The 20,874-nt window shown below is 71.2% G+C and carries 16 protein-coding genes and 1 pseudogene; 8 read left to right on the top strand and 9 right to left on the bottom strand.

Annotated elements, in window-relative coordinates; all coding sequences use genetic code 11:
- Positions 1–169 precede the first annotated feature (169 nt).
- Genes GKS42_RS03115 through GKS42_RS03125 form a run of 3 tightly spaced genes read left to right on the top strand, consistent with a single transcriptional unit; the run spans position 170 to position 2,906 of the window.
- Positions 170–1,081 (top strand): nucleoside hydrolase, encoded by a 912-nt coding sequence (locus GKS42_RS03115; protein ID WP_154792520.1) that lies wholly within the window; start codon positions 170–172, stop codon positions 1,079–1,081.
- Positions 1,078–1,956 carry a transketolase gene (locus GKS42_RS03120; RefSeq protein WP_210769300.1) on the top strand — a complete coding sequence of 293 codons (879 nt, stop codon included), beginning with the start codon at positions 1,078–1,080 and terminating at the stop codon, positions 1,954–1,956. Before GKS42_RS03115 ends, GKS42_RS03120 begins: the two co-directional genes overlap by 4 nt.
- Positions 1,953–2,906 (top strand): transketolase family protein, encoded by a 954-nt coding sequence (locus GKS42_RS03125; RefSeq protein WP_154792521.1) that lies wholly within the window; start codon positions 1,953–1,955, stop codon positions 2,904–2,906. The genes GKS42_RS03120 and GKS42_RS03125 overlap by 4 nt, the downstream gene beginning before the upstream one ends.
- Positions 2,907–2,948: 42 nt before the next feature.
- On the opposite strand, the gene GKS42_RS03130 is transcribed toward GKS42_RS03125, so the two are convergent.
- The 9 genes and pseudogenes from GKS42_RS03130 to GKS42_RS03170 all read right to left on the bottom strand — a co-directional run bounded on the left by GKS42_RS03130 (position 2,949) and on the right by GKS42_RS03170 (position 14,366).
- On the bottom strand, positions 2,949–3,962 hold the full coding sequence (locus tag GKS42_RS03130; RefSeq protein WP_154792522.1) for a hydroxyacid dehydrogenase: 1,014 nt from the start codon (positions 3,960–3,962) through the stop codon (positions 2,949–2,951).
- Positions 3,959–4,909: a dihydrodipicolinate synthase family protein gene (locus tag GKS42_RS03135; protein WP_154792523.1), complete on the bottom strand. Its 951-nt coding sequence runs from the start codon at positions 4,907–4,909 to the stop codon at positions 3,959–3,961. Before GKS42_RS03135 ends, GKS42_RS03130 begins: the two co-directional genes overlap by 4 nt.
- The gene (locus tag GKS42_RS03140; RefSeq protein WP_154792524.1) at positions 4,906–5,715 is read right to left on the bottom strand and encodes an SDR family NAD(P)-dependent oxidoreductase; all 810 of its coding nucleotides are present in this window, start codon (positions 5,713–5,715) and stop codon (positions 4,906–4,908) included. The genes GKS42_RS03135 and GKS42_RS03140 overlap by 4 nt, the downstream gene beginning before the upstream one ends.
- Positions 5,712–6,872, bottom strand: a complete 1,161-nt coding sequence (locus tag GKS42_RS03145; RefSeq protein ID WP_154792525.1) for a mandelate racemase/muconate lactonizing enzyme family protein — start codon at positions 6,870–6,872, stop codon at positions 5,712–5,714. The genes GKS42_RS03140 and GKS42_RS03145 overlap by 4 nt, the downstream gene beginning before the upstream one ends.
- 1,133 nt (positions 6,873–8,005) lie before the next feature.
- A pseudogene (locus GKS42_RS27010) lies at positions 8,006–8,161 on the bottom strand (DapH/DapD/GlmU-related protein); the annotation flags it as partial.
- A gap of 392 nt (positions 8,162–8,553) precedes the next feature.
- Positions 8,554–11,304 carry a beta-N-acetylhexosaminidase family protein gene (locus GKS42_RS03155; protein WP_154792527.1) on the bottom strand — a complete coding sequence of 917 codons (2,751 nt, stop codon included), beginning with the start codon at positions 11,302–11,304 and terminating at the stop codon, positions 8,554–8,556.
- A 17-nt stretch (positions 11,305–11,321) separates the two neighbouring features.
- Positions 11,322–12,188, bottom strand: coding sequence for a carbohydrate ABC transporter permease (locus GKS42_RS03160; RefSeq protein WP_154792528.1), 867 nt, complete (start codon positions 12,186–12,188; stop codon positions 11,322–11,324).
- Complete coding sequence (locus GKS42_RS03165) at positions 12,178–13,122, bottom strand: carbohydrate ABC transporter permease (protein WP_232847901.1); 945 nt, start codon at positions 13,120–13,122, stop codon at positions 12,178–12,180. Before GKS42_RS03165 ends, GKS42_RS03160 begins: the two co-directional genes overlap by 11 nt.
- Positions 13,119–14,366 (bottom strand): ABC transporter substrate-binding protein, encoded by a 1,248-nt coding sequence (locus GKS42_RS03170; protein ID WP_168217732.1) that lies wholly within the window; start codon positions 14,364–14,366, stop codon positions 13,119–13,121. Before GKS42_RS03170 ends, GKS42_RS03165 begins: the two co-directional genes overlap by 4 nt.
- 188 nt (positions 14,367–14,554) lie before the next feature.
- On the opposite strand from GKS42_RS03170, the gene GKS42_RS03175 reads away from it, so the two are divergent.
- From GKS42_RS03175 to GKS42_RS03195, 5 genes are all read left to right on the top strand, one after another.
- A complete protein-coding gene (locus tag GKS42_RS03175; RefSeq protein ID WP_168217733.1) occupies positions 14,555–15,649 on the top strand; it encodes a substrate-binding domain-containing protein in 1,095 nt (364 codons plus the stop codon).
- A 132-nt stretch (positions 15,650–15,781) separates the two neighbouring features.
- Positions 15,782–17,332 carry an FGGY family carbohydrate kinase gene (locus GKS42_RS03180; protein WP_210769301.1) on the top strand — a complete coding sequence of 517 codons (1,551 nt, stop codon included), beginning with the start codon at positions 15,782–15,784 and terminating at the stop codon, positions 17,330–17,332.
- 8 nt (positions 17,333–17,340) lie between these two features.
- The gene (locus GKS42_RS03185) at positions 17,341–18,321 is read left to right on the top strand and encodes a sugar phosphate isomerase/epimerase family protein (protein ID WP_154792531.1); all 981 of its coding nucleotides are present in this window, start codon (positions 17,341–17,343) and stop codon (positions 18,319–18,321) included.
- Between the two features lie 33 nt (positions 18,322–18,354).
- The gene (locus GKS42_RS03190) at positions 18,355–19,332 is read left to right on the top strand and encodes a sugar-binding transcriptional regulator (protein WP_210769302.1); all 978 of its coding nucleotides are present in this window, start codon (positions 18,355–18,357) and stop codon (positions 19,330–19,332) included.
- Positions 19,333–19,499: 167 nt separating this feature from the next.
- A complete protein-coding gene (locus GKS42_RS03195) occupies positions 19,500–20,846 on the top strand; it encodes a glycoside hydrolase family 140 protein (RefSeq protein WP_154792532.1) in 1,347 nt (448 codons plus the stop codon).
- The last annotated feature ends 28 nt before the right edge of the window (positions 20,847–20,874 follow it).

Here is a 20,874-nt window from a genome sequence, read left to right on the forward strand (position 1 = left end):
AAGTTAATGCCAGTAGCCAAGATGCGCAAGTGGGTGGTCGGCCTCGTCTCCGGCGGTCGGCCGCGTTGACAGCCGCGCCCTCGCCCAATACTGTCCGTGACAGAGGAACATTCAGTACTGAATTGATATGCGCGCGGCTCGCACGGCCGCCGTCCAGCCGAGGAGTGCCATGACGTCCGAGCCGCAGCGTCGACGCGCGATCATCAACACCGACGCCAAGAACGAGGCCGACGACCAGTACGCGATCGTGCACGCACTGCTCTCGCCGACCATCGACATCCGCGGCCTGGTCGCCGCCCACTTCGGGACCGTGCGATCGCAGCGCAGCATGGAGGACTCCCGGGACGAGATCGACCTCATCCTCGAGTTGCTCGCGCTCGACCATCGGGTCCCGGTGGCGAACGGCGCCGCCCACGCGATCCCGGATCCGGCCACGCCGGTGGACTCCCCGGGAGCCCGGCTGATCATCGACGAGGCCCACCGGTCCGGCGAGGGCACCCTGCACGTCGCGTTCCTCGGGCCGTTGACGGATATGGCGAGCGCACTCCTGCTGGACCCGAGCATCCAGGACACCGACATGGTGGTGATCTGGATCGGCGGACACCACTACTACGACCCGATCTACCCGTTGCAGCCGAAGGTCGAGTTCAACCTCTCCAACGACATCGCGGCGGCGAACGTCGTGATGGCGTCGCGCCTGCCGGTGTGGCAGGTCCCGAGCTCGGTCTACCGGCAGGTGGCCGTCGGCTACGCGGAGCTGGACGCGCGGGTCGCGCCGCACGGACGACTCGGCCGCTACCTGGTGGATCAGCTGCACGAGTGGAACGCGACCCACCACGCCGGCCCGATCGAGCACCGGTCCCTGGGTGACTCGCCCGCGATCGGCTTGATCCTGAACCCGGGCAGCGCGCACTTCTCGTCCCGGCCGGCGCCGGTCTTCGCCCCCGACGGGTCCACGGCGGTGAGCCACGAGGGCACCCGGAACGTCCTGGTCGCGGAGTCCTTTGACACCCGCTGGCTCCTCGAGGACATGTTCCACAAGATCGCCCGCCACGCTCCCGCAGACGGGGCCCCGCGATGATGACCGCACACGCGCCCCAGGTGCGTGCCTGGCGGCAGACGCGCACCGCCGTCGAAGCGGCATCACCCACCGAGCAGGCCGCGCTCCTCGCCGAGCAGTCCCGGCTGATCCGCCGCTCGGTGCTCGCCATGATCGGACGGGCGAAGGCCGGCCACATCGGTGGCGACTTCTCGGTCACCGACATCCTCACCACCCTCTACTTCGGCGTGCTCCGGATCGACCCGGCCCACCCGGACGCGCCGGTCCGGGACCGGTTCATCATGTCCAAGGGGCACTGTGCCGCCTCCCTCTACTCCGTGCTCGCCTTCTCGGGCTACTTCGACCCGGCCGAGCTCGACACGTTCATGGGTCCCTACTCGGCTCTGAACGGGCACCCGAACCGGACCAAGGTGCCCGGCGTCGAGACGAACACCGGCCCGCTCGGGCACGGCCTGCCGGTCGCGGTCGGGGAGGCCCTCGGCACCCGCATGCTCCGTCACGACAGCCGGGTGTTCGTAGTCTGCGGTGACGGGGAGCTGCAGGAGGGCAGCAACTGGGAGGCGCTCATGTCCGCCGCCCATTACCGGCTGTCGAACCTGACCCTGGTGATCGACCGGAACCGGCTCCAGCAGGGCGCCCGGACCGAGGAGACCAATGCCCTGGACCCGCTCGAGGACAAGCTCGCCGCGTTCGGCTGGGAGGTGCGTGAGGCGGACGGGCACGACCACGCCGCCCTGCTCGAGGCGTTCGCGCCCGCGGCCGGCACCCGACCGGTGGCGGTGATTGCGAACACCATCAAGGGCAAGGGCGTCACGTTCATCGAGGACCGCGTCGAGTGGCACCACAAGGTACCCACGCCCGAACAGATCGACCTCGCCCTGAAGGAGCTGGCATGAGCCTCGCCGACACTGCCGCCCTGACCTACGACAACCGGACCGCGTTCGCCGAGGAGCTCCTCGAGATCGCCCGCGCGGACGAGCGCGTCGTCGCCGTCTGCAACGACTCCGTGGGCTCCTCGAACCTGGTGGGCTTCCGCCAGGCGTTCCCGGACCGGCTCATCAACGTCGGCATCGCCGAGCAGAACATGGTCGGCGTGGGCGCCGGGCTCGCGGCAGCCGGACTCATCCCGTTCGTCTGCGCGGCCGGCCCGTTCCTCACCGGCCGCTCCCTCGAACAGGTCAAGGCCGACGTCGCCTACAGCGCCCACAACGTGATCCTCTGTGGCATGAGCCCCGGCATGGCCTACGGCGAGCTCGGCCCCACCCACCACTCGGTCGAGGACCTCTCCTGGCTGCGTGCGCTGCCGGGCCTGGACATCGTGGTCCCCGCGGACCGGCACCAGACCCGCCAGGCCGTGCGCCAGGCCGCCGCCGAACCGCGACCCACCTACCTCCGCGTCGGCCGGCACAAGGTCCCGGACGTCACCGCGCCCACCGACCCGCTCGAGCGCGGCCGCTTCCTGCTCGCCCGCGACGGCGGCGACGTCACCCTGATCGGCACCGGCACCCTGGTCTCCCGGACCCTCGCCGCGGCCGACCTGCTCGCGGCGGACGGCATCGACGCGCGCGTCCTCAACGCGGCCTACATCGCCCCGCTGGACGTCGACGCCATCCGCGCCGCCGCCGCCCAGACCCGCGCCATCGTCACCGCCGAGGAGGCGAACATCTCCGGCGGACTCGGCGCGGCCGTCGCGCTCACGGTCGCCTCACTCGGCCGCGGCCCGGTGGTGAGAGCCCTGGGACTGTCCGAGTTCGCGCCGACGGGCAGCAACGACCTGCTGCTGGAGCACTTCGGTCTCACCGGGCCCGCGATCGCCGCTGCCGCGCGGGAGGCGCTCGCCGGGTGACCCGGGCGCGGGGCGTGCCCACTCGGGCCCCGATCTCTCCGATCAGGCCCGCAGGAGCGCCTGCTCCTGCGTGACCCGGTGCTGCAGTGGCTCCCCGGCGAGCCAGCGTTGCAGCTCGTCGACGACGAGCCGGCCGAGGCGGCGGCGCTCCAAGCCGACACTGCCGGCGATGTGCCCCGTGAGGGTGACGTTCTCGAGCCCGTAGAGCGGCGAGTCGGCGCCCGGCGGGTCGGGGCAGGTGACGTCGAGCACCGCATGCAGATCCGGCCGGGAGCCGAGCACCCGCACCAGGGCGACCTCATCCACCAGGGCGCCACGGGCCGTGTTGATCAGGGTCGCCCCGGTGGGGAGCCGCCGCAGTTCGTCGTGGCCGATCATGTGGTCGTTGCGGCCCGGCAGCCAGGGGGCGTGGATGCTCAGCACCTGGCTGGTCTCGAACAGTTCGGCGAGGGAATCGCGGCGGTGCACACCGTGCCCTTCTGCGTCGCCGTTCTCGAGGTAGGGGTCCCAGACGTCGATCCGGTGACCGAAGCGGTGCAGTCCGGTGGCCACCTTGCGGGCGATCGAACCGAAGCCGACGAGCCCGATCCTGCGCTCGTAGATGCCGAGGTCGTCCTGGGCGGGCAGGAAGGCGTGTGCGGCCCGCAGGTGGGCCGCGCTGCGGTGCGTGCCCTTGAGGGCGAGCACGGCGGTGGCGACGACGAACTCGGCCACCGGCTCGTTGTTGGCCTCGGCCGCGGAGACCACGGTGATGCCGCGCTCCCAGAAGTCGCCGGGAGTGAGGTGCCGGATCGACCCGGCGCTGTGGAGGACGAGGCGCAGCGACGGCATGGCCGTGAGCAGTTCGGCGTCCAGGCTCGGGGTGCCCCACCCGGTGAGCAGCACCTCGACGTCCGCGAGGTGGTCGGTGCCGTGCAACTCCGCGGCCCTGCTGTGCACGCCTGCGACGTTCACCAGCGCGTGCAGGCGGGCGAGGTCCTCGGGGTCCAGGACGGCGGCGAGCGCTTGCGCGTTGAGCAGCGCGGCCGCGGCCGGCTTCGCCGTGGGGGTCGTCATCGGCGGTCTCTACTCTCGTGGGGAGTCGGGGGACTGGGGTTCGTGGCTCGGCCGTCCGCGGGCGGAGCACCCGCTCCGACGGCGGCGGCGAGTCGGCTCAGCGCGGCCTGGCTGAGCTCGGAGTGCGGTGCCCGGACGCCGCCGGGGTCGATCCCCTGCCAGCGCAGCAGCGCCTTGATGGTTGCGACGTTGTACCGGCCGCCGTGCTCGGCGCGCAGCGCCTCGACGGGACCGACGAAGTCGCGGACCAAGGCACGCAGGGCGGTGAGGTCACCACCGGTGACGGCCCGGTGCACCGCCAGGGCGATGTCCGGGCGGGCGTTGGCGATGCCGGACGTGAACGACGTGACGCCGAGCGCGCCGAAGGAGGCGACGGCGGACTCCGCCAGCCCGTTGATCCAGGTGCACTGTGTGCCTGCCGCCCCGTCGAGCAGCCGCGCGAGGGTGTGCAGGTCGGTGCGGGCGTACTTCACGCCCACCACGGCGGGCAGCGCTGCGAGGTCGGCGAGGTGGGCGTGCGAGAGCCGCGCCGAGCGAACGTAGAGGACGAGGGGGAGAGCACTGTCTCGAGCGACCTGCCGGTAGAAGTCGGCGAGCCCGTCGCCGTCGCCGAACGGGTCCGCGGGTTCGTGCACCATGGCGGCGTGATAGCCCAACTGCCCGGCGGCCTCGATCTCGCGCAGGAGGGTGCCGAGGGCGCCGCTGACCCCGGCGACCAGGGTGGTGGCCGGCGTCCTGACGGTCGCCACGGCCCGCAGGACGGCGTGGCGCTCGGCCGGTTCGAGCTGTTGCACCTCGGCGGTGTTGCCAAGGGCGGTCAGCACCGGGATCCCGGCCGTGGCGACGCGGGTCGCGATCTGCGCGACCGTCGCCTCGTCGATGCCGGCCGTGCCGGACCGGTAGCCGGCGACGAGGACCGCGGTGACGCCGTCGAGCGGGATCCTCACGTGGCACCGTCCACGCCAGGGTCGATCTCGATCTCGACGGAGGCCTGCCGGGCCTGGGCGCCGAGGCCGCCGTCGACCGTGATCACCTGACCGGTGAGGTAGGCCGCGTCGGACGAGGCGAGGAACGCGGCGACGCCGGCGACGTCGGCGCCGCTGCCCGCGTGCCCGAGCGGGATCGGGGCCACCTCGCGGGCCTGGACGGTCGGATCAAGGGCCTCGAACCGCGTGTTCGAGATGGCGCCGGGGGCGATCGCGTTCACGCGGATGCCGTGCGGCGCCAGGTCGAGCGCCACGGCTCGGGTGAACGCCTCGATGGCGCCCTTGCTGGCGTCGTAGGCGGCGGCCGACCGGTGTGCCTTGGTGGCACCGATCGAGGAGAGGTTGATCACCGAGGCGCCGGGGCGCATCCGCCGGGCTGCCGCGTGCGTGCACAGGTAGGTGCCGCGGGCGGCCACGTCGAACTGGCGGTCCCAGTGCTCGAGGGTGAGCTCGAGGAACGGGACCCGGCCGAGCAGCGGCACGGCGGCGTTGTTCACGAGCACGTCGATGCCGCCCAGCTCGGCGGCGACCCGGGCGAGCATCCGCTCGACCTGGTCGGGGTCGGACACGTCCGCCGGGACCGCGATCGCTGTGTGTCCGGCCTCGACGAGCCTGGTCGCCAGGTCCTCGGCCTCGCCCGGGACCACGCCGTTGACGGCGACGTGCGCGCCCTCGGCGGCGAACCGCTCCACGATCGCGCTTCCGATGTTGCGCGACCCGCCCGTGACGAGCACGCGGGTGCCGCGGAAACGTTGGGGATGGTTCATGACGTGCTCCCGACCCGGTCGATGGTGGCGGTGGTGGGGCCCCGGTCCCAGCGCAGCGGCCCGGCCAGCTCGCGCAGCCGGTCGGGGTCGAGCTCGACACCGAGACCGGGCCCGGGCGGAGCCTGCAGGGCCCCGTCCGTGTAGGTCACCGGGTCGACCACGACGTCGGAGCGGTACAGCAGCGGTCCGACCGGGTCGCTGGCGACCGTGACGGATCCGGTGGCGACGCCGAAGTGGGCCGCCGCGGCGGTACCGATCGAGAGTTCCTGGGTGGTGCCGACGAGGCAGGCCAGGCCCGCGGCCTCGGCGATCGCGACGACCCGCAGCGCCGGCGTGATGCCGCCGAGCGCGAACAGGCCGACGTTGAGGACGTCGACGGCGCCCTCGGACGCCAGCCGGAGCGCGCTCGCCGCGTCGTACACGTGCTCGCTGACCGGAACGTGGGCCCGACGGCGGACCTCGGCGAGTCCGGTGACGTCACCTTGCCGGGCAGGCGCTTCGACGAGGTCGTACCCGACGTCGCGGGTGCGGTCGATGAACCGGAGCGCGGTGGTGGCCGGAAGCAGGTTGGAGAAGTCGAGCGACTTGAGCTCGATCTGATCGCCGAACCGGGTTCGGAGCGCGCGCAGGAACAGTTCGTCCAGCTCGAGGTCGCCGCCGACGTAGACACGGAACCTGGTGAAACCTTGCGCCAGCCGGCCCGCGACCAGCTCGAGGTTCGCCTCGACGTCCCGCCGGTGACGCTGCCGGAACACCGGGTAGGCAACCGGGAGGGCCGGGTGGACGGCGCCGCCGAGCAAGCTGCTGACGCTGCGCCCGCTCAGCCTGCCGCGCAGGTCCCACAGGGCCGTGTCGATGCCGCACCTGATCACGGCGCCCTTGTCGTACAGGGACCCGGCCGAGGGGAAGGCCTCCTCGAGGAGCCGGGAGATCCGGTTCGTGGCCAGGGGGTCGGCCCCGGCGAGCATCGACTCCAGCGTGCCGGTCAGGTCGTCGATGTCGGGGTGGAACCTCGGCAGGTGTTGGAAGTCCGACATCTCCCCGAGGCCGACGTGCCCGGCGTCCGTCTCCAACTCGACGATGACGTGACCGCAGATCAGGCCGGTGGTGCGGGCGACGTTCACCGGGGTGAGCCGTACCGCGGTGATCGCGGTCACCGGCCGAGTCCCGCGATCGACGTGGCGGCCTCGGGCCGGTGCACCCCGCGCGGCCGGTAACCGAGGGCTCCGGACAGGCCGAGCAGGTCGGCGAGGAGCCAGATGATGCTCAGCCACATCTCGGTTCCCTGTAGGCCGGGCTCCGCGTCGGAGCGTGCCCCGGCGGTCTCGCCGGCGGAGAAGCCGAAGCCCGCGTCGTCGCGCCAGCGGCCCAGGCAGTCGCGCAGGAGGCGCTCGGCGAGCCGGGTCTGCTCGGCGGTCCGGTAGTCATGGGCCCGGACGAGCCAGAGCGGGTGGGCGACGTCCAGGACGTTGCAGGCGTTCTGCCGTTCGGGGGTGAAGTAGCGCGCGTCGCGCGAGTGCCGCAGCACGGTGTCCACCACCCGCTCCGCGTGCGGCACTGCGATCCCGAACTGCGCGAGGGTGCCGCGGGAGGCCCGGTAGAACCCGTTCACCGGCTGCAGCAGGCCGCCCTTGCCGCCGTGTCCCCACATTCCGGTCTGCGGGTCCGCACGGCAGACGAGCCATCCGATCAGCGCCTCGAGCTGACCGGGCGGGGCTGCGGCGTCCTGACGGCCGTTCCAGAGCAGGGCGGTCCCGAGCGCGTCGACCCAGTGGCCGGCCCGCCAAGCCTGCTCCGGCCACGGCAGGTCGTCGAGGAAGGTCACGATGTCGTCGGCGGACAGCTCCGCCACAGCGTGGACCGGCGTCGGGAACGAACTGCCGAGGATGTCGAGCGCGTAGCCGACGCTCAGCACGTGGTAAGCGGCGTCGGGGTCGGTCAGGTCCAGAGGCGTCCCGGTGTCGGGGCGCCCGAGCTCTCCGACCAGCCCGGTGCGGGGATCCTGCCAGCCGCGGAGCATGGCGACCGTCTCCTCGCGCGAGCGCTGCGGTGGCGGGTCGCCGGTGAGCATGTCGGCGATCTCGACCGCGTCGCACTGGGCCCGCACGGTGGCCGGGCCGCCCGGCTTGTCGGCGAACAGCCCGGTCTCGGCGTTCCAAGCCCGGGCCAGCACCTGCGTGGCCCGGTCGCGGGCGAGGTCCCCGAAGGTGCGCAGTGACTGCTCCAGGTCGGGCCCGGTCCCGGCGGAGCCGGGCGCTGCCGTGGCGTCGCTCGGCGCCAGGGCGGGGACCCGCCAGCGCAGCACCCGGGCGGGGTTGCCGCCGACCACGGCGCCGGCGGGCACGTCCTTGGTGACGACCGCACCGGCGGCGATCACCGCCCGGTCGCCGATCCGGACGCCGTCGAGGATCACGCAGTGCGAACCGATCCACACGTCGTCGCCGATCTCGATCCCACGTTCGCTGATCGGCTGGCGGAACACCTCGATGTCCGGGTCGGTCATCGTGTGGTTGAAGCCGATGATCGAGCTGTGCGCACCCACCCGGACCGCGCGGCCGAACCGCACCGGACCCCGGACGATCGAGTAGGCATTGATCGTGCTGTGACTGCCCATCTCGATGGTGCCTGTGACCAGTGCACCGGCGGCGATGTAACTGCTGCGGCCCATCACGAGCAGGTCGCACTGGATGGAGGCGAGCTCGGATATGAAGCACTTCTCCGCGAACCGGTGCTCGGGGCGGCTCTCGGACATCGCGCGCTGCACGTCGAGCTGGTCGGCCTGCTCCTGACCGTCGGCCTCGGCCCAGAAGCGCCACGGGGCGAACTCGAGGTCGCGGTTCATGCCGTGACCTCCTCGGCCGACCGCGCAGCCAGCAGGTGCTGGAGCAGATCGGGTGGACCGGCGGCCGCGTCCGCGGCGTCGCGGCGGGTGAACTCCTGATCGGCGACGACCGCACCGAGCACCAGGTACGCACCCGGCCCGGGGGTGAACGTGTGCCGGCCCGCGGTGAAGGCGAACGCGTGCACGTCGATCGGCAGCCGCTGGGCCTCGTCGGACCGCGCGGCCGGGATGGACACCTCGATCGCGGACCGCAGCACGGGGTCGAGCCCGCCCTGGTCGTCCGCGTGGGTGTTGACCTCGAGGTCGGGGACCTGCAGCCACTGCGGGTCCGGGCTCTTGACGTAGCCCACGAGCAGATGGGCGTCGGCGGGCAGGTCCAGCTCCAGGTCGGCCGGCCCGTTCGCCGACCGCTCGGCCGGCATCCGGAACGCCCGGAAGCCGGCGAGTTCCGGCGCGACCCGTTCGATCAGCACGTTCCGGTCGCTGAACACGGACTGTCCCACGTCGAGGTCGAAGGCGGTGCCCGGCCGGAGCTGGACCGGTACGGCGCGGAACGGGACCACATCCACCCCGGGACCCGAGCCCGGCAGCGGCCAGCCCCCCTCGGCGACCGAGCGGACGGCTGCGGTGAGGGCGGCGCTCTCCTCCTCGAACTCCGGCAGGCACTCGCGCCAGTGGCCGTAGGCCCTGCCGTCGCGGAACGGCACCCGTCGCTGTGGGGTGCGCATGCTGTTGGCGTAGAGATACGTGGCGTCGGTGCGGTCGGCCAGGTCGCGGTAGTGGGCCACGCTGGCCGCGACCAGTTCGGCGGCACGCTCGAGCTCGGCGACGTCGACCCGCTCGCCACGGAACGCCAGGGAGCGCGCTCGCAGGATCAGGGCCCCTGCCTCGATCCGCAGCGCGTAGAACTCGGCGAGCAGTGCGAGGGCGTGCGCGTCCTGGCGCAGCCGGGCGAACTCCTCGGCGGCGAGCCGCACGTGCGGGCGGCCCGAGTCCGCGGCCCGGGTGGCGAGCGCGGCGAAGTGGCGGACGTCGGCGGCCACGTCGAGCGGGGTCTCGCCGAGATGCGCCTCACCCCGCAGTTCGCGCTCGACGTACTCCTGCAGCCGCTCACCGCCCGGTGCGTGGGACTGCCACAGGTCGGGCCAGGTCCGGTGGGCCTCCGGCTCGAGGAGCTGGCTGAGGGTCATCCCCAGGCTCAGGGTCTGCCGGTTGCCCTCGGTGATGCCGACCCGGCGGACCAGCAGCGGTGCGATCTGACCCATCGCCTCGTACGTGGCGAGCGCGGCGGCGCCGGCCTCCGCGCTGCCGTACTGCTCGGCCAGAACGGCCGTCCAGTAGGCCTGTTCGGCGCCGGGATCACGGTCCGCCCGCCAGGCGTAGCGGAGCCAGGCGTGGAACCAGATGGCGTCCCGCTCGATCTGCCGCAGCCGCGGTTCGGCACGGTCGGGCGACCACGGCCAGTCCCAGTAGAACAGCGGGTACAGGTGCAGCCCCTGCGCGTTCAGGCGGTGCTTCATCGCCTGCGCGCTGCGTTGGATGAAGCCGACGGCACCGAATCGGAACGGTTCGAGGTTCGCCAGGATGTGAACGTTCGCGATGTGCGTGCTGCCGAGCGAGGCGAGGAACCGGTGTTGCTCCTGCCACTCGCCGCGGGGGTTCCAGGTGGTCAGCGACTCCCCGTTGTACTTGGCCTCGGTGTACAGGCGCGGGTAGACCTCTCGGGCGGCGGTCACCACCGGGTGCGGGTCGATGGCATGCCCGCGCAGGATCAACGGCGGCAGTTCGGCGAGGCCCGCGGCGTCGACCCCGTCGAGCACGCCGGGGATGATCGTCTCGAGCAGCCACTCCTTGCCGTAGAGATCGCCCTGCAGGACCTCACCCAGGCAGGTGTACAGGCCGACGTTGGGGTACTGGGCGACGAAGGCACCGATCGCCGCCCGCGTGTACCGGCTCGTGAGCGGCGTCGGCCGGGGCTGCCGCAACGGGATGCCGTGGTGCTCGGCGAACGGCAGCGGGATGTGGATGTTGTAGAACTTGACGACGATCCAGATGCCCCGGCGGTCGGCCTCCTCGGTCAGCCAGCTCAGGGTCGCGGCGTTCAGGGCGAGTTCGTCGTCGGTGACCTCCTGGGCCTCCGGGAAGTCGGGTAGGGCGACGAACGAGGAGAACGGGTGGCCGCTCCACAGGTAGATCACGTTCGCGCGGTGCTCGAACAGGTCGTCGAGGACGGTCAGCCAGTGTTCGCGATCGTAGAACCACTCGAACCGGTCCGGGGTGACCGGGTACTCGTAGACCTGGCGGGGCGCCTCGACCTCGGTCTTCTGCAGCCCGATCGCCGGCCCGCGCAGGGTCATGTCCGGGGTCTCACCGCGGTCGAGGTCGCGGGGCACGCCACCGGTACGGGCGATGATCCGGGCGAGCTCCTGGCAGCCGTACAGGACGCCGGCATCGTCCGCGCCGGTCACGACCACCAGCGCGCCGGGCAGGTGCGCGAGGTAGAACCCGCCCTCGCCGGGGGCCCCGGTGTTGTAGAGCAGGACGTCCTGCTCCTCGAGGCTGCCGATCGGTGAGTCAGCGCTGCGCACGCCCACCAGGATCCGCAGGGTGTCGCTCGAACGGGGCGCCAGCTCGGGGTCGCGGCGCACCGTGGTCCCGGTGGCCGTGAGCGCGCGCGTCACCAGGTCGAGCCCGTGGGCGATCCGGGCGCTCTCGTCCGACGCGAGCGTGATTGCTACGAGGTCCATCCTCAACTCCTGATCGATCATTTGATTCCGGTGGTGGCGATTCCGTCCACCAAGTACTTCTGGCCCGCGATGAAGAAGCCGACGACCGGGGCCAGGGACAACGTCGACATCGCGAAGATCTGGCCCCACGAACTCAGGCCCTCCGCGTTCATGAACTGGCGCAGCGCGAGCGGCACCGTGTAGAGTTCGGGGTCGGTGAGGTAGAGCAGCGGTGAGAAGAACTCGTTCCACGTCCAGATGAACGTGAAGATCGCCGTCGTGGCGAACGCGGGGACGCACAGCGGTGAGACCACGTACAGGAAGGTGCGGTAGCTCCCGCAACCGTCGATCCTCGCCGCGTCGTCGAGTTCCTTGGGCAGGGCGCGCATGAACTGCACCATCAGGAAGATGAAGAAGGCGTTGCTGGCCAGGAAGGCGGGCACCACCAGGGGTAGGTAGGTGTTGAGCCAGCCCAGGTTGGAGAAGATGACGTACTGGGGCACCAGCAGCACGTGCGCGGGCAGCATCAGGGTGCCGAGCATCACGGCGAAGAGGGCTCGCCGTCCGGGGAACCGGAGCCGGGAGAACGCGAACGCCGCCATGCCGCACGAGAGGACGTTCCCGATGATGCTCAGCACCACGATGATGAGCGAGTTCATCATGTAGAGGCCGAACGGGAAGTCCAGTGCCACCCAGCCGTCGACGTAGTGGCTGAAGTCGAACTCGCTCGGCCACAGGCCGGTGTCGGAGAAGATCAGTCGGTCGGGCTTGACCGAACTGGAGAGCATCCACAGCAGCGGGTAGAGCAGCACGATGCCGAGGACGCACGCGACGACGTGTCGCAGGAACACGCGCCTGGAGGATGAGCCCTTCCGCGCCGGTGCCGAGCGTTCGTCAGTTCTCATAGTGCACCCAGTACTTCTGCGCGAGGAAGTTGACGGCGGTGAACGCGGCGATGATCACCAGGAGCAGCCAGGCCATCGCGGAGGCGTAGCCCATGTCGAAGTTCCCGAACCCCTGCTGGTACAGGTAGAGGTTGTAGAACAGGGTGGAGTCCGACGGCCCGCCGGTGCCGTTGCTGACCACGTAGCCCTGGGTGAACGTCTGCATCGACCCGATGATCGCGAGCACCAGGTTGAAGAAGATCACCGGGCTGATCAGCGGCATCGTCACGGAGCGGAACTGGCGCCATCGGGAGGCTCCGTCCAGGGCAGCCGCCTCGTAGTAGGCGGCGGGCACCTGTCGCAGCGCGGCCAGGAAGATGACCATTGGAGCCCCGAACGTCCACACGTTCAGGGAGATGAGGACCCCGAGCGCGGTGTCGGGGCTGCCGATCCACGACTGGGTCTGGACGCCGAAGCGTTCCAGCACGTCGTTGACGATGCCGTTGGCGCCGAAGATCGCTCGCCACAGCATCACGACCGCCACCGAACTGCCGATCAGCGAGGGCAGGTAGAACACGGACCGGTAGATCCGCAGCCCGCCCATGCCCTTGTTGAGCAGGACCGCGACGGCCAGCGCCGCCGCCAGGGAGAGCGGCACCGAGACGAACGTGTAGGTGAAGGTCACCACGAGCGAGTGGTGCAGGGTGCTGTCCGCGATCATCCGTTCGATGTTGTCCAGCCCGGAGAACTCCGGCGGGTTCAGCAGGTTGTAGTCGGTGAACGCCAGGTACAGCGACCACAGGAACGGGACGACGGTGAACAGCATCCCGCCGAACCAGGGCAGCAGGAAGACATAGCCGGACCAGTCCTGGCGGGTGCGGCGCCGCTGGCCGGCCGGCGGTCCCTGCGGGTCCTGCGGCCGCCGGCTCGTCCGCTCGAGCGTGGACGTCGTCACGCGTCGCCCCACGACTCCTGCGCCGCGGCGACCACGGCACTCGCTGCCTCGGCGGGCGTCATCCGGGCGAACCGCACCTCGTCGGCGATCGTGGTGAGCTGGTCGGAGAAGTCCTGGGCGCCGACCGGGGCCGGGATCGGGTCGACCAGGTCCAGCTCGCCCAGGCTCAGGATGTGCTCGTACGCGATCTGCTCGTCGGCGCTGAGGTCCTGGGCCAGTTCGGTCACCACGTCCTGGCTCGGCGGGATCCCGTTGGTACCGGCCATGGCCTCGTTGGCGGCGACGTCATTGGTCAGGAAGTCGATCAGGGCCACGGCGTCCTCGGGGACAGCGCTGGCGGCGCTGATCGACCAGAACAGGGCCGGGATCAGTTGCATGCCACGGGCAGTGCCGGTGCTCTCGCCGGGGAAGTAGCCCATCTCCAGGTCGCCGCCGGAGGCCGTGTTGAAGGAGGCGAACGAGTTCGACGGGATCATCGCGGACGCGGTGAGTCCCTGCGCGATGGCGGACTGGTCGGCTGCCGCACCGAGGGTGTCGATCGCACCACCGGCCGGGATCGCCCCCATCGCCTCGAACTCGACCCAGAGCTCGTACCACGGCAGCACGTCCTGCTCGGTGAAACCGACCGCGCCGTCCTCGGTCCACAGGTCCAGGCCCTGCTGACGCAGCCAGGTCCCGAACGTCTGGAGCGCGCCGATCGGCAGGTCGCCGCCGTACACGGCGCCGCCGCTGGCCTCGGTCAGCTGCGCGCAGACCCGGCCGTAGTCCTCCCAGTTCCAGCCGGTCAGGTCCGGCGGCTCGACGCCGAACTCGGTGAACGCCGCCCGGTCGATCACGATGGACGTCGACGTGACACCGCCGGCCACCCCGTAGAGCTTGCCGCCGACCAGGCCCGAGTTCAGCAGGGACTCCGGAAGCGCGTCGGTGTTCAGCAGGTCGGAGTGCTCGCTGACGTCGAGCAGCACGCCGCGGTCGGCGTACTCGCGCAGCGACTCCCGTTCCATGCGCATAACGTCCGGTGGGCTGCTCGAGGCGAACCGGACCGCGAGCTTCTGCAGGTACTCCGAGCCCGACTGGTACTCGGTGGAGATGTCCAGGTCCGGGTGCTGTTCGGCGAACAGCGCCACCGCGGCTCGCATCTGCTCGGCGCGGGTGGCGTCCCCCTTCCAGACGAAGTTGAGTGCTCCGCCGGCCGAGCTCGCCCCACCGGGGCTGCTCCCGCCGAAGCGGCTGCAGCCGGCCATCCCCACGCCACCGACGGAAACTACGCCCAACCCGAGCAGGGCACGTCGACTCAGGTGCGTTGTCATCATTGACTCCGTTCGTTATGTGTTCGAGTAGGGTTGACCAAACCGCACAGCCGCCCGTATTGCAATCAACTCGAACACACTCAAACATCGAACCGGGCCGTGATCCTGGGAAAGGGGTGCCCATGTCGGTCGACGGTCACGGTCAGCTCGCCCGCGAGCGTCAGGAGCGATTCCTGCGCCTCCTCCGCGCCAAGGGGTCGGTCGCCGTCGGCGCCCTCGCGGCGGAGTTCGACGTCTCCGAGATGACCGTGCGCCGAGACCTCAATGCCCTGGCGGCGCGTGGCCTGGCGGTCCGGGTGCACGGCGGGGCGACGGTGCCGGATGCCCCGGGCCCGGACGCGGCGGCGAGCCCATCCGATCCACGTGACGCCCACTACCTGACGATCGGGCTCGTGCTTCCCGGTGCCGAGTACTACTGGTCGCCGGTGATCGCCGGAGCCCGGGCGGCCGCGGCGCGGGCCAACGTACGCCTGATCCTGCGGATCACCTCCTACGAGGCGCGCGAGGACCGTCACCAGGTGCAGGCGTTGCTCGCCTCCGCACGGGTCGACGGTCTGATCATCGCCCCGAACCTCGACCGCGAGGGCGGTGGCGACCTGGTCACCTGGCTGGATGCGCTGCCGATCCCGGTGGTGCTCGTCGAGCGCCGCCCACCGGGCGTGCCGGTGCGCCGCCTGGAGTGGGTGGCGACCGACCATGCCGCCGGTGGGGTGCTGGCCGTTCAGCACCTGCTCGCTCACGGGCACCGCCGGATCGCCGTGTGCACCGGGCCGACCGCCACCACCGAGGATCTGATCCAGGGCTGGCAGAGCGAGCTTCGCACGCGAGGCCTCGACGCCGCGGAGCAGTTCGCGATGCGCGTCGACCTCACCGAGCGCGGTCGGCAGGAGGCGGCCGCCGAACTCCTGGACCGCTGCGCCGAGACGGGGACGACGGCCGTGATCGTGCACCCGGACGTCCTCACCATCACCGTGGTGCAGCGGTGCCTCGACCTCGGCATCTCGATCCCGGAGGACCTGGCGATCGTGAGCTACGACGACGAGGTCGCCGCGCTGATCGATCCGCCGGTGAGCTCGGTGATGCCACTCAAGCAGGACGTCGGTCGGATGGCGGTGGAACTGATCCACGCCCGGTTGCTCGAGGGCGATCGCCGCCCACCGCACCGGCTCACGGTGATGCCGGTCCTGAACGTGCGCGGGTCGAGCTCGCGACGGTGAGGGGGGCCTGAACGCCGGTCGAGCCGCCGTGCTCGTTGACAGCGCGAAGTCGGTGCGGCAAGGTTGGCGCAAGCACAGGCAATTATGAATTTTTATGCGCGACCGGCGCCGCGTGAAGGAAGGGAGTGGCCGATGCCCGACGGCGTAGTCGGCCAGGGCATGATCGTCGCCATCGATCAGGGCACGTCCGCGACGAAGGCGGTGGCGCTCGACGGCGGGGGCCGGGTGGTCGCGTCGGTCACCTCCGCGTTGGGCCAGTCGCACCCGCGGCCGGGCTGGGTGGAGCAGGACGCCGCCGCGATCCTGACCGGGGTTCGCTCGGCCGTCGCCGAGGTGATGGCCCACGTCGACGCGCCCGTGCTCGGCCTCGGACTGAGCAGCCAACGCGAGTCGGCGCTGCTCTGGGACACCCGAACCGGCGAGCCGCTCGGCCCGATGCTCGGGTGGCAGGACCGGCGCACCGCGGCTGCGGCTGCCGCCCTCACCGGGCCTGCCGAGGAGGAGGTTCGCGAACGAAGCGGGCTACCGATCGACCCGATGTTCTCCGCGCTCAAGCTCGCCTGGCTGCTCGACGAGGTGGACCCGGACCGGTCCCGTAGCGCCCGCGGTGAGATCGCCGCCGGCACCGTGGACTCCTGGCTCGTCCATGCCCTCACCGGCGAACACCGGATCGAGATCGGCAACGCCAGCCGCACCCAGCTGCTGAACCTGGCCACCGGTGCCTGGGACGAGCGACTGCTGGAGATCTTCGGCGTGCCCGCCGCCGTGCTACCGCGCGTGGCCGCCTCCACCGAGCCGACCCGGCCGATCGTCGAGTTCGGCGGTGCCCGGATCCACGCCGTGCTCGGCGACTCCCACTCCGCCCTCTACGCCCACGGCGTCCGCGAGCCCGGAGCCGTGAAGGTCACCTACGGCACCGGGTCCTCGGTGATGGGCCTGCTGGCCGACGGCGCTCTCGTGGGCGACGCAGGCGTGACCACCGGCTCGGGCACCGCCGTGGGCGCGGTCTCGACCGCCGGCAACGTGAGCATCCCGGCCGGGCTCGTCGGCACGATCGCCTGGCAGCTGGGCGACGCCCCGCACCGGCTCGCGTTCGAGGGCAACGTCCTGGCCGCCGGGGCGACCATGGCCTGGCTCTCGCGCCTGCTCGGGCGGTCGGTCGCGGACCTGGCGGCACTGGCTCGCACCGCCCCGACGGACCACGGGGTGCACCTGGTGCCCGCGTTCGCCGGCCTCGGCGCGCCGTACTGGGATCCGGGGGCCGGCGCGATCCTCACCGGGTTCGATCTCGGCACCGACGCCGCCATCCTCGCCCGCGCGGGTGCCGAGTCGATCGCGCAGCAGGTGGAGGACGTGCTCGCCGCGGCGGACGCGGCCGGCCCGGTCACCGACGTGCTTGCGGACGGCGGACCCTCCGCGGACGACTGGCTCATGCAGCTCCAGGCCGACGTCAGCGGGCGGCGGGTGCACCGCGGCGCCCGTGAGTCGCTCTCGGCCTGCGGAGTCGGTCTGCTCGCGGCCGAGGCCCTCGGCCTGACCATCCCGCCGGACGCCCGCGCCACCACCTTCGTCCCGACCCTCCCGGCCGAACAGGCCGGCCGACGCCGCGAGGCGTGGGAGCGAGCCGTCCGCCTGGCCCGCGCTGCGCCGTCGGGCATCACCGCAGACCCCACCACCACCTGAGGAGACCCATGAGCAACCAACGCTACGGCGCGGGCATCTGGCACTTCGCCACCTACGTGGACCGCTACGCCACCGACGGCTACGGCGAGCCGCGCACCATCCTGGACGCGATCGAGCTGGCCGGGCGGGTGCGGGACCTGTCCGTGGTGGACCTGAACTACCCGTTCTTCGGCGGCGACTTCAGCAACGAGCAGGTGGGCGCGGCACTGACGACGGCCGGGCTGGACGTCATCGGCATCACGCCGGAGATCTATACCCGGGCGTTCGCGAAGGGATCGTTCACGAACCCGGACCCGGGCGTACGCAGGCTGACCCACGAGCTCGTCACCGAGGCCGCGGGCGTGGTGCGCCACTTCGGTGCCGACTACGTCAAGCTCTGGCCGGGGCAGGACGGTTGGGACTACCCGTTCCAGGTGGACCACGGGTCGCTGTGGAAGGCCTCGCTCGACGGCGTCGGCGCGCTCGCGAGCGAGAACCCGGACCTGAGGTTCGTGATCGAGTACAAGCCGCGGGAGCCGCGCGTGCACATGAGCTTCGACTCGGTCTCGCGCACCCTGCTGGGCATCGAGCGGATCGGCCTGCCGAACGTGGGCATCCTGCTCGACTTCGGCCACGCGCTGTTCGGCGGCGAGTCCCCGGCGGACTCGGCGCAGCTCGCGATCGACTACGGGCGCCTGTTCGGGATGGACGTCAACGACAACCTGCGTGGCTGGGACGACGACATGATCGCCGGCACCGTGCACCCGATCGAGCTGTTCGAGTTCTTCTACACGCTGCGCCGCAACAACTGGGAGGGCGTGTGGCAGCTCGATCAGTTCCCGTTCCGGGAGGACTCGGTGGCCGCGGCCGATCTGGCCATCGACTTCCTCAAGGCCACCGAGCGTGCGCTGGACAAGCTGGACGTGGCCGGCGTGGTCGAGGCGCAGTCACGGCACGACTCGGTGACGGCGCTGCGACTCGTGCAGCAGGCCCTCTTCACGTCGTACTGAGCGCGCGTGACCATGGGCAGTAGTGTTCACGTCATGTCTTCCGGACCGGGCGGCGCGGGGCGCGTCTCGAGCGATCGGATGTCGCTGCTCGTCAAGATCGCTCGGATGTACCACGAGCAGGGGCTGCGTCAGCCGGAGATCGCCGACCGGCTGCACATCTCCCAGTCGCGGGTGTCCCGGTTCCTGAAGGAGGCCGTCTCGATCGGCATCGTCCGCACCGTGGTGGTGCCGCCGCCGGGGGTGTTCTCCGAGCTGGAGGAGGCCGTCCGCGATCAGTACGGGCTGACCGACGTGGTCGTGGCCGGGCCGTCCACCGAGGATGACTCCGCGGTGCTCGCGGCGATCGGCGGTGCCGGTGCCGCGTATCTGGAGACCACCCTGATCGGTGCGGAGCGGGTGGGCATCTCGTCCTGGTCCGCGTCCCTGCTGGCCGTGGTCGAGGCGATGTCCCCGCGCGCGGCCCGGTCCGCAGAGGTGGTCGTGCAGGTGCTCGGCGGTGTCGGCAACCCGCGCGTGCAGGTGCAGGCGACCCGGCTCACCGACCGGCTCGCGCAGGTCACCGGTGGGACCGGGCTGTACTTCCCGGCACCGGGGGTGGTGTCCTCCGCGACGGTGCGGGACGCTCTGCTCGCCGACCCCTACATCTCCGACGTCGCCGCCGCGTGGTCCTCGCTGAGCGTGGTCCTGGTGGGCATCGGATCGGTGCAGCCGTCGCCGCTGCTGGTCTCCTCGGGAAACGCCCTGCCGGAGGCGGACCTGGAGCTGCTGCGCGGGGCCGGCGCAGTGGGGGACGTCTGCCTGCGGTTCTTCGACGCCGACGGCGTCCTCGTGGAGACCGACCTGCACGAGCGGATCCTCGGCATCAGCGCCGAAGCCCTGCGCGCCACGCCCCGCAAGATCGGTGTGGCGGGCGGGCCGCGCAAGTTCGAGGCGATCCGGGCCGCCGCCCGCGGCGGCTGGATCGACGTGCTGATCACGGACAGTTTCACCGCCCGGCGGCTGGTGGCCTGACGGTCCACGCGCGGGGTCTGCTCCGGCGAGGAGCCCCCGCACACCGCTCGTTCGCGCGCGATCACCACCCCGGCAGTCCCGGGCGTCCAAAGTGACGTGCAGTTCACCGGTCCCGACGGACCTGGCGCGCAAACCTACCCGGCAATTCACTCTCGAAGGAGTCGCACATGAAGGTCGAGCAGCCGTGGCAACACGGGCGGATCGAGCCATCCGCGGACGGTCACTACTTCCAGCACGAGGACGGCGCGCCGTTCTTCTGGCAGGCCGACACGGTCTGGTTGCTCCTGACCAGGCTCTCGCTGGACGAGGCCGAGGAGTACTTCGCGGACAGGCATGCGAAGGGGTACAACGTCGCGCAGGTGATGGTGATCCACAGTCCGGCCAGCGCCACGCTGGAGGGCCGCCTGCCCTTCATCGACGAGGACGTCACCCGGCCTGACACCCGCCCGGCGGATCCGCGGGCGGGGTTGCCGGGGCCGTCGTTCTGGGACCATCTCGACGACGTGCTCAAGCTGGCCGCCCGGTGGGGGATCTACCTGGCCCTCGTTCCGATCTGGGGCAGCAACGTCGAGCACGGTGACCACTCCGACGAGTCCGTGGCCACCTACGGCACGTGGCTCGCGCGCCGGTACCGCCACCATCCGAACATCGTCTGGCTCAACGGCGGGGACCTGCGCGGGACCACCCGGATGCCCGCCTGGCGGAGCCTCGGCGAGGCCCTGCGCAAGAACGACCCGACCAGCCCGATCACGTTCCATCCGTTCGGCCGGTGCCAGTCCTCGACGTGGTTCCACACCGAGAACTGGCTGGACTTCAACATGTTCCAGTCCGGCCATCGCGACTACGAACAGGTCTGGAACGACGACGCGGCGACCTGGAAGGGTCCGGACAACTGGCGCTACGTGGAACAGGACTACCAGCGCTACCCGGCCAGGCCAACGGTGGACGGCGAACCCTGCTACGAGGAGATCCCGCGCGGGCTGCACGACCCCGTCCACGGCTACTGGGGGCATGACGACTCGCGGCGGTTCGCGTACTGGGCCGTGTTCGCGGGGGCGGCCGGTCACACCTACGGCCACAACGCCGTCATCCAGGTCCACAAGCCGGAGTACCCGCCGGCGTACGGCGTCACGATGGACTGGCGGGACGGGCTGGCGGCCCCGGGCTCGCGGGACCTGCAGCACCTGAGGGACCTGGTCCTGTCCTATCCCTACTTCGAGCGGATTCCCGACCAGACCGTCATCGTGGGTGATCCCGGCACGCGGGAGGATCGACTCGTCGTGACCCGCGGCGCCCGGTTCCTGCTCGCGTACCGGTTCACCGGCCGGCCGTTCGAGCTTCGCGGTGAGGTCCTACCCGGTGCCGAGGTGCGGATGCGGTGGATGGATCCGATCACCGGTGCGTTCGTGGGCGAGACGGTGCTTGCGAACGAGGGCAACCTCCGCTTCACGCCGCCCGTCGGTGCGAACGGGAACACGGACATGGTGCTCGTCCTGGATGTTCCCGGGTCCTGACCTGCTTGCGTTGTCCGAGTTCTCCTGA

The sequence above is a fragment of the Occultella kanbiaonis genome (genome assembly GCF_009708215.1).
GTDB lineage: Bacteria > Actinomycetota > Actinomycetes > Actinomycetales > Beutenbergiaceae > Occultella > Occultella kanbiaonis.

Coding starts and splice junctions, on each gene's coding strand:
- GKS42_RS03155 (WP_154792527.1), bottom strand. CDS start 11,304: ATGGACCTCGTAGCAATCACGCTCGCGTCGGACGAGAGCGCCCGGATC.
- GKS42_RS03115 (WP_154792520.1), top strand. CDS start 170: ATGACGTCCGAGCCGCAGCGTCGACGCGCGATCATCAACACCGACGCC.
- GKS42_RS03120 (WP_210769300.1), top strand. CDS start 1,078: ATGATGACCGCACACGCGCCCCAGGTGCGTGCCTGGCGGCAGACGCGC.
- GKS42_RS03160 (WP_154792528.1), bottom strand. CDS start 12,188: ATGAGAACTGACGAACGCTCGGCACCGGCGCGGAAGGGCTCATCCTCC.
- GKS42_RS03190 (WP_210769302.1), top strand. CDS start 18,355: ATGTCTTCCGGACCGGGCGGCGCGGGGCGCGTCTCGAGCGATCGGATG.
- GKS42_RS03140 (WP_154792524.1), bottom strand. CDS start 5,715: ATGAACCATCCCCAACGTTTCCGCGGCACCCGCGTGCTCGTCACGGGC.
- GKS42_RS03180 (WP_210769301.1), top strand. CDS start 15,782: ATGCCCGACGGCGTAGTCGGCCAGGGCATGATCGTCGCCATCGATCAG.
- GKS42_RS03125 (WP_154792521.1), top strand. CDS start 1,953: ATGAGCCTCGCCGACACTGCCGCCCTGACCTACGACAACCGGACCGCG.
- GKS42_RS03175 (WP_168217733.1), top strand. CDS start 14,555: ATGTCGGTCGACGGTCACGGTCAGCTCGCCCGCGAGCGTCAGGAGCGA.
- GKS42_RS03170 (WP_168217732.1), bottom strand. CDS start 14,366: ATGGCCGGCTGCAGCCGCTTCGGCGGGAGCAGCCCCGGTGGGGCGAGC.
- GKS42_RS03185 (WP_154792531.1), top strand. CDS start 17,341: ATGAGCAACCAACGCTACGGCGCGGGCATCTGGCACTTCGCCACCTAC.
- GKS42_RS03130 (WP_154792522.1), bottom strand. CDS start 3,962: ATGACGACCCCCACGGCGAAGCCGGCCGCGGCCGCGCTGCTCAACGCG.
- GKS42_RS03195 (WP_154792532.1), top strand. CDS start 19,500: ATGAAGGTCGAGCAGCCGTGGCAACACGGGCGGATCGAGCCATCCGCG.